The organism is Halomonas sp. 707D4 (assembly GCF_024158685.1).
Classification (GTDB): Bacteria; Pseudomonadota; Gammaproteobacteria; order Pseudomonadales; family Halomonadaceae; genus Vreelandella.
Genome location: NZ_JAMZBD010000142.1, coordinates 1 through 6,952, shown reverse-complemented (window position 1 = coordinate 6,952; position 6,952 = coordinate 1). Strand labels below are relative to the sequence as shown.

The window sequence follows — 6,952 nt, the reverse complement described above, 5'->3', positions numbered from 1 at the left end:
AAGCTCGCCCGGGCATAGACGACGCTGCGCGCCTCCGGTTCCACCCAGCGAAAGAACGGCTCCAGAAACTCCATGCCGAAGAGCGCCAGGCCCAGAAGCAGCGCAAAGCCGAGGGCCGGCAGCCAGTTCGGCCGCGTACGCGCGATGGAAACGGCGCCCCTAGCCTGCACGGGGCGCACCTCGCTCGCTCTGGGACTCCTTGATCAGCCGTCGCAGCGACAGCTCGCCGACGGGTACGTCGCTTGCATCGACCACGGTGAGACGCTCGGTGTGATCACGCAGCATCATCGAAAGCCCCTGGCGCAGGGTGAAGTCGCTCGGGATGCGCGAATGGGCCGGCACCTGGGGGCCAAGCGATGTCATGTGCTCCTTGACCCGGGTGAGCCCCGCCTGCTTGAGCCCGCGCTCGAGTCCCCCCAGCAGCGACTCCACGAAGGGGTCGGCGGGGTGGCGCAGAAGCGTCAGCGGACTGCCCTGCTGGACGATGCGCCCGTCGCGCATCACCACCAGATGGTCGGCGAGCTTGAGCGCTTCGTCCATGTCGTGGGTGACGAACACCACGGTCTTGTGCAGCCTGGCCTGGAGCCTGGCGAGCTCCTCCTGGAGCTTGTCGCGGGTGAGCGGATCGAGGGCGCCGAAGGGCTCGTCCATTAGCAGAATGTCCGGGTCGGCGGCCAGCGCCCGGGCCACCCCTACCCGCTGGGCCTGGCCGCCGGAGAGCTGGTGCGGGTACTTGGCGGCGAACTCGTCGAAAGGCAGCCCGAGAAGCGCCATCAGCTCCTCGACCCGGGCGTCGACCTTCTCGGCCGGCCACTTGAGAAGCCGGGGCACCAGGGCGATGTTGCGCGCCACGTTCCAGTGCGGAAACAGCCCGGTGCTCTGTATCACGTAGCCGATACGCCGGCGTAGCCTGACCGGGTCGAGCTGTTCGATCGGCTGGCCGTCGATGGTGATCTCGCCGTCGCTGTGCGGGATGAGCCGGTTGATCATGCGAAGCGTGGTCGACTTGCCGCAGCCGGAAGTGCCGACCAGCGCGCAGAACGAGCCCTTCTCCACGCGCAGCGAGATGTCGTCGACGGCCAGCGCCTCGCCGAAGCGCTTGGACACCTTGTTGAGTTCGATCACGTCGCGCCTCCATGACGGGTGATGTCGGCCAGTGCACCGAGAGCGGCATCGGCGATCAGGGCCATGGCCACGATCGGCAGCGCCCCGAGCAGCACCATGTCCATGGCCGCCTGGCCAAGGCCCTGGAAGATGAAGGTGCCCAGCCCCCCGGCGCCGATCAACGCGGCCACGGCGGTCAGCCCGACCGCCTGGACGGTCGTGATGCGCACCCCTTCGATCAGCACCGGCAGCGCCAGCGGAAAGCGCACCTGCCAGAAGCGCTGATGCCCGCGCATGCCCATTGCCGTGGCGGCTTCGAGAGTATCCGGGCGTACCTGCTCGAGGGCGATGAAGGTATTGCGCACGATGGGCAGCAGGCTGTAGGCGATCAGCGCGATCAGCGCCGGGGTGTTGCCGATGCCACTGACGCCGAGATTGCCCAGCCAGGTGACGTTGGCACCGAGCCAGGCCAGCGGCGCCAGAAGCAGCCCGAACAGGGCAAGACTCGGTATGGTCTGCAGGAAATTGAGCAGCACGAACCCCGCCTTGCGAAGGCGGTAAAAACGGTGCATGGCCAGCGCCAGGGCAAGGCCGAGGAGAAGACTGCTGCCCACCGAGACGCCCACAAGCAGCACGTGCTGGCGCAGGGCGGAGAAGAACGCCCCGCGACGCGCCTGGAACTCCTGCACGAGGGCAAGATCATCCAGCCACAGCCGTGCACAGAGCCACCAGGCGAGCGCCACGGCCATTAGCAAGAGCGCCGTGGGCAGCCGCTTGAGGGCAAGGCGCAGGCGCAGCTCGACGAGATAGAGCAGCAATACGAAGGCAAGCGTCCAGTACGCTGCGCCAAGCCCCAGGCGCGCCTGGGGCAGCGTCGGGTCGATCAGGAAATGACCGGCCACCATGAGCCCGAAAGGCATCAGGAGCAGCACCATGCAAAGCAGCAACAGCATCGCCAGGTAGTGGATGCGTGTGGGGCGCAGTGCCAGCGCCGTCATGGCGCCGAGCAGCAGCGTGACCAGAAGCGCGCCGGGCATGCCCAGCGCCGCGACCAGAGGATAGGAAGTACCGGGCACGATGCGGTTGGGCGCGACGCTGACGACCCCGAGCAGCCACACGGCGCCCAGCATGACGATGCCGAGCGCCATCAGAACGACGTTGGGGGATGGGTGCCGCTCACTTGCGTTGACGATGACCACCCCTCCAGGCACGTTTCGTCACTCGCCGAGAGTGTCGAGATAGTCGCGGGCGACCTGATCCGGTGACAGGCCGTTGACGGCCACGTCGGCATTCAGGCGCTGGAGCGTTTCGAGATCCAGCGTCTCGAACACGGCGTCGAGGCTTGACTCGATTTCCGGGTAGGTCTCGAGCACGCTTTCACGCACCACCGGCGCAGGCTGGTAGATCGGCTGAACGCCGAGGGTATCCTCGAGCACGACCAGATTCAGAGCGTTCAGCCCGCCGTCGGTCCCGTAGGTCATGGCGGCGTTGACGCCGCTGGTCTGCTGGGCGGCGGCACGCATGGTGGCGGCAGTGTTGCCGCCGGAGAGCACCAGAAGCTGATCATCGGAGAGCTCGAAGCCGTAGGCTTCCTGGAAGGCGGGCAACGCCTGGGCGGATTCGACGAATTCGGCGCTGGCGGCGAACTTGAACTCGCCCCCCTGCTCCAGGTACGCCGCCAGGTCCTCCAGCGTCACGAGCTCGTTCTCTTCGGCAACGTCGGCGCGAATGCTCATCGCCCAGGTGTTGTTGGCACTGGCCGGCGACAGCCACACGAGCCCCTGTTCGGCGTCGCGCTCGCGCACGGTTTCATAGGCCTGCTCCGCATCGTTCCAGACGGGGCTGTCGGTCATGTCGTAGAAGAACGCGCCGTTGCCGGTATACTCCGGGTAAAGGTCGATCTCGCCGGCCTGAATGGCGCTGCGCACTACGCTGGTCGCACCCAGCTGCAGGCGGTTCTCGGTCGGGATTCCCTCGCGCTCCAGCGCCTGGATGATCAGCTCGCCGAGCACGGCACCTTCGGTATCGATCTTCGACGACACCACCACCGGCTCATCGGCCTGGGCCGTGCCGGCCATCCACGTAAGCGCCAGCCCACCCAGCGCGGTTTTCACGATCGAGCGCATCGTCATCATCCTTTTGTCAATTGGCTCATCTAGCGACGGTTTCTTGTGACGGTTTCTTGCGATGGCTTGAGTATAGGTGGCCTGCCGCCCAGCGCCACGGCTCAGGGCGTTTCGATCACCCAGGTGGTGCCTTCCCGCGAATCCTTGAGCACCACGCCAAGCGCTGCAAGCTCGTCGCGAATGGCGTCGGCCCGGGCAAAATCCCTGTCCGTTTTCGCCTGCTGACGCTCTGCGATTTTCATCTCGATGTCGGCGTCACTGATCGCCGCCTTCGCGCTCGCCCCCTTGAGAAACGCCTCGGGTGGCTGTTGCAAAAGACCCAGTACGCCGCCCAGACGGACGAGCTCCGATGCCAGAAGCGGGGCGCGCTCAGGCGCGTCGGTCCTGGACCGGTTCACTTCGCGGGCGAGCTCGAACAGCACCGCCAGCGCTTCCGGCGTGTTGAAGTCGTCGTCCATGGCCTGCTCGAAGCGCGCCGCGTACGGCGTTTCCACATCACCCTCTGCCGCGGCGTCGACGCCTTCGAGGGCGGTATAGAAGCGGATCAAGGATTTGCGCGCCTCGAGAAGCGAGCCCACCGAGTAGTTGATCGGGCTGCGGTAGTGGCTCGCCACCAGAAGATAGCGCACCACTTCCGGGTCGTGCTCTTCGAGCACGTCGCGAATGGTGAAGAAGTTGCCCAGCGACTTGGACATCTTCTCCTGGTCGACCCGTACGGCACCGGCGTGCATCCAGGTGTTGACGTAGGTCTGGCCGGTGGCGGCCTCGCTCTGGGCGATCTCGTTCTCGTGGTGCGGGAAGGTCAGGTCCGGGCCGCCACCGTGGATGTCAAAGGTGTTGCCCAGGCAGCAGGTCGACATCGCCGAGCACTCGATGTGCCAGCCCGGGCGGCCGTCGCCCCAGGGCGAGGCCCAGTGCGCCTCGCCCGGCTTGGCGGCTTTCCACAGCACGAAGTCGAGCGGGTCTTCCTTGTGGGTGTCGACCTCGACCCGGGAGCCTGCGCGCATGTCGTCGAGCTGCCGGTTGTTGAGCTTGCCGTAGCCGTCGAACCGGCGCACGCGGTAGTAGACGTCGCCGTTGTCGGCGGCGTAGGCGAAGCCCTTGTCGATCAGCGTCTCGATCATCGCGACGATCTCGTCGATGTGGCCGGTGGCCCGGGGCTCGCGGGACGGCGGCAGCACCCCGAGGCGCGCCTCGTCCTCGTGCATCGCGTCGATCATGCGCTCGGTGAGCGAGGTGATCGACTCGGCGTTCTCCTCGGCGCGCTTTAGGATCTTGTCGTCGATGTCGGTGATGTTGCGCACGTAGGTGACCTCAAACCCGCGATGGCGCAGATAGCGCGTGATCACGTCGAACGCCACCATCACCCGGGCGTGGCCCAGGTGGCAGTAGTCGTACACCGTCATGCCGCAGACGTACATGCTCACTCGGCCGGGTTCGATGGGCGTGAACGCCTCCTTGCGGCGGGTGAGCGTGTTGTAGATGTGCATGGCGCGCCTCTTAGCCTTTTTTCTGAATTTTCGCCCAGGAGTCCTTCAAGCCCACGGTGCGGTTGAAGACCAGCTTCTCGGGAGTGGAGAGATGGCGATCGGCGCAGAAGTAGCCTACCCGCTCGAACTGGTAGCGCGACTCCGGGGCGGCATCCGCCAGGCTCGGCTCGCCGATCGCCTGGCGGATCACCAGCGACTCCGGGTTCAGGTGCTCGAGGAAGTCGGCGTCCTTGTCGCGGTCCGGCTGCTCGACCATGAACAGATTGTCGTAGAGGCGCACCTCCATGGGCACGCCGTGGGTCGCGCTCACCCAGTGGATCACGCCCTTCACCTTGCGCCCTTCCGGGTTCTTGCCCAGGGTGTCGAAATCCACCGAGCAGCAAAGCTCGGTGATCTCGCCGGCGTCGTCCTTGATCACCTCGTCGCAGCGAATGACGTAGCTGTTGCGCAGGCGTACTTCCTTGCCCGGCGCCAGGCGGAAGAACTTCTTCGGCGCCTCCTCCATGAAGTCGTCGCGGTCGATGTAGAGCTCGCGGGTGAAAGGCACGCGGCGCACGGGCATGTCCTCGCGGGCCGGGTGCCCCGGTACCTCGTAGACCTCCTCGAAACCTTCCTCGACGTTGGTCAGCACCACCTTCAACGGGTTGATGACGCACATCGCGCGCGGGGCGTTGTCCTCAAGATCCGAGCGGATCGCGTGGGTCAGCATGGCGATGTCGACCAGACCGCCGTCGGCACGGGTGACGCCGATCATCTCGCAGAACTTGCGGATGGAGGCCGGAGTGTAGCCGCGCCGGCGCATGCCGGAGATCGTCGGCATGCGCGGGTCGTCCCAGCCATCGACGATGCCCTCGTCGACCAGAAGCTTCAGCTTGCGCTTGGAGGTCAGGGTGTAGTCGAGATTCAGACGCGCGAATTCGATCTGGCGCGGCTTGCTGGGTACCGGCAGGTTGTTCAGGAACCATTCGTAGAGCGGGCGGTGATCCTCGAACTCCAGGGTGCAGATCGAGTGGGTAACGCCTTCGATGGCATCCGACTGGCCGTGGGTGAAGTCGTAGGAGGGGTAGATCTTCCAGGTATCGCCGGTCTGGTGGTGGCTTGCGTGGCGAATGCGGTAGAGGATCGGGTCGCGCAGGTTGATGTTCGGCGAGGCCATGTCGATCTTGGCGCGCAGCACCTTCTCACCTTCAGCGAACTCGCCGACGCGCATGCGCTCGAGCAGCTCCTGGTTCTCCTCGACGCCCCGCTCGCGGTGGGGGCTCGGCCGGCCCGGCTCGGTGAGCGTGCCGCGGTACTCGCGGATCTCGTCCGGGGAGAGATCGTCGACGTAGGCCTTGCCTTCTCGAATCAGGTGCTGGGCCCAGGCGTAGAGCTGGTCGAAATAGCTGGAGGCGAAACGCACCTCGCCCGCCCACTCAAAGCCCAGCCACGCGACGTCCTCCTTGATGGCGTCGATGTAGGCCTGCTCTTCCTTCGCCGGGTTGGTGTCGTCGAAGCGCAGATGACAGTCACCACCGAGTTCCTCGGCCAACCCGAAGTTCAGACAGATCGACTTCGCATGACCGATGTGCAGGAAGCCGTTGGGCTCCGGCGGAAAACGGGTCACGATCTGGGTGACCTGCCCACGCTCGATCTCGTCGCTCACCTGGTTGCGAATGAAGTTCGGGGCTTTGGTGGTCTCGTTGGTCATGGTGGTGTCGCTAACCTCACAGTGGATGGCGTGCCGGGCGCCGGGCGCCTACGCTGAAACCGTAGCGCTTCGCGGCGCCGGGCAAAACCGCTATTATAACGCGACGCCGATGCACAGCGCCAAGGCGAACGCCTTTATTCAACAGGAATTTATCCATGATCGTATTACAGACCACCCTGGGTGACATCACCATCACGCTTGACCACGAGAAGGCGCCGAAGACCGCCGCCAACTTCGAGCAGTACGTGCGCGACGGCTTCTACGACGGCACCCTGTTCCACCGCGTGATCGATGGCTTCATGGTGCAGGGCGGCGGCTTCGACCAGTCCTTCGAGCAAAAACCCACCCGCGAGCCGATCGAGAACGAAGCCGACAACGGCCTTCAGAACACCATCGGCACCGTCGCCATGGCGCGTACCCAGGACCCGCATTCCGCGACCGCGCAGTTCTTCATCAACGTCGGCAACAACGCCTTCCTGAACCACAGCGGCAAGAACCTGCAGGGGTGGGGCTACGCGGTGTTCGGTGAAGTGACCGACGGC

Annotated in this window: 6 protein-coding genes; 1 reads left to right on the top strand and 5 read right to left on the bottom strand. The window is 65.4% G+C overall.

The genetic code is table 11. From position 1 onward, the window contains the following. Nucleotides 1-159 precede the first annotated feature (159 nt). The 5 genes from BIS11_RS08040 to BIS11_RS08020 all read right to left on the bottom strand — a co-directional run bounded on the left by BIS11_RS08040 (nucleotide 160) and on the right by BIS11_RS08020 (nucleotide 6,410). Nucleotides 160-1,125, bottom strand: a complete 966-nt coding sequence (locus BIS11_RS08040; RefSeq protein ID WP_253418265.1) for an ABC transporter ATP-binding protein — start codon at nucleotides 1,123-1,125, stop codon at nucleotides 160-162. Next, on the bottom strand, nucleotides 1,122-2,252 hold the full coding sequence (locus BIS11_RS08035; RefSeq protein ID WP_253418262.1) for an ABC transporter permease: 1,131 nt from the start codon (nucleotides 2,250-2,252) through the stop codon (nucleotides 1,122-1,124). The genes BIS11_RS08040 and BIS11_RS08035 overlap by 4 nt, the downstream gene beginning before the upstream one ends. 69 nt (nucleotides 2,253-2,321) lie before the next feature. After that, nucleotides 2,322-3,182: an ABC transporter substrate-binding protein gene (locus tag BIS11_RS08030; protein WP_253418331.1), complete on the bottom strand. Its 861-nt coding sequence runs from the start codon at nucleotides 3,180-3,182 to the stop codon at nucleotides 2,322-2,324. Between the two features lie 149 nt (nucleotides 3,183-3,331). Further along, nucleotides 3,332-4,720, bottom strand: coding sequence for a cysteine--tRNA ligase (gene cysS / locus BIS11_RS08025; protein ID WP_253418259.1), 1,389 nt, complete (start codon nucleotides 4,718-4,720; stop codon nucleotides 3,332-3,334). A 10-nt stretch (nucleotides 4,721-4,730) separates the two neighbouring features. Continuing rightward, complete coding sequence (locus BIS11_RS08020) at nucleotides 4,731-6,410, bottom strand: glutamine--tRNA ligase/YqeY domain fusion protein (protein ID WP_253418256.1); 1,680 nt, start codon at nucleotides 6,408-6,410, stop codon at nucleotides 4,731-4,733. Between the two features lie 155 nt (nucleotides 6,411-6,565). Between BIS11_RS08020 and BIS11_RS08015 the strand changes: the two genes are divergently transcribed. Then, a partial coding sequence (locus BIS11_RS08015) for a peptidylprolyl isomerase (RefSeq protein ID WP_253585901.1) occupies nucleotides 6,566-6,952 on the top strand: 387 nt, incomplete at its 3' end.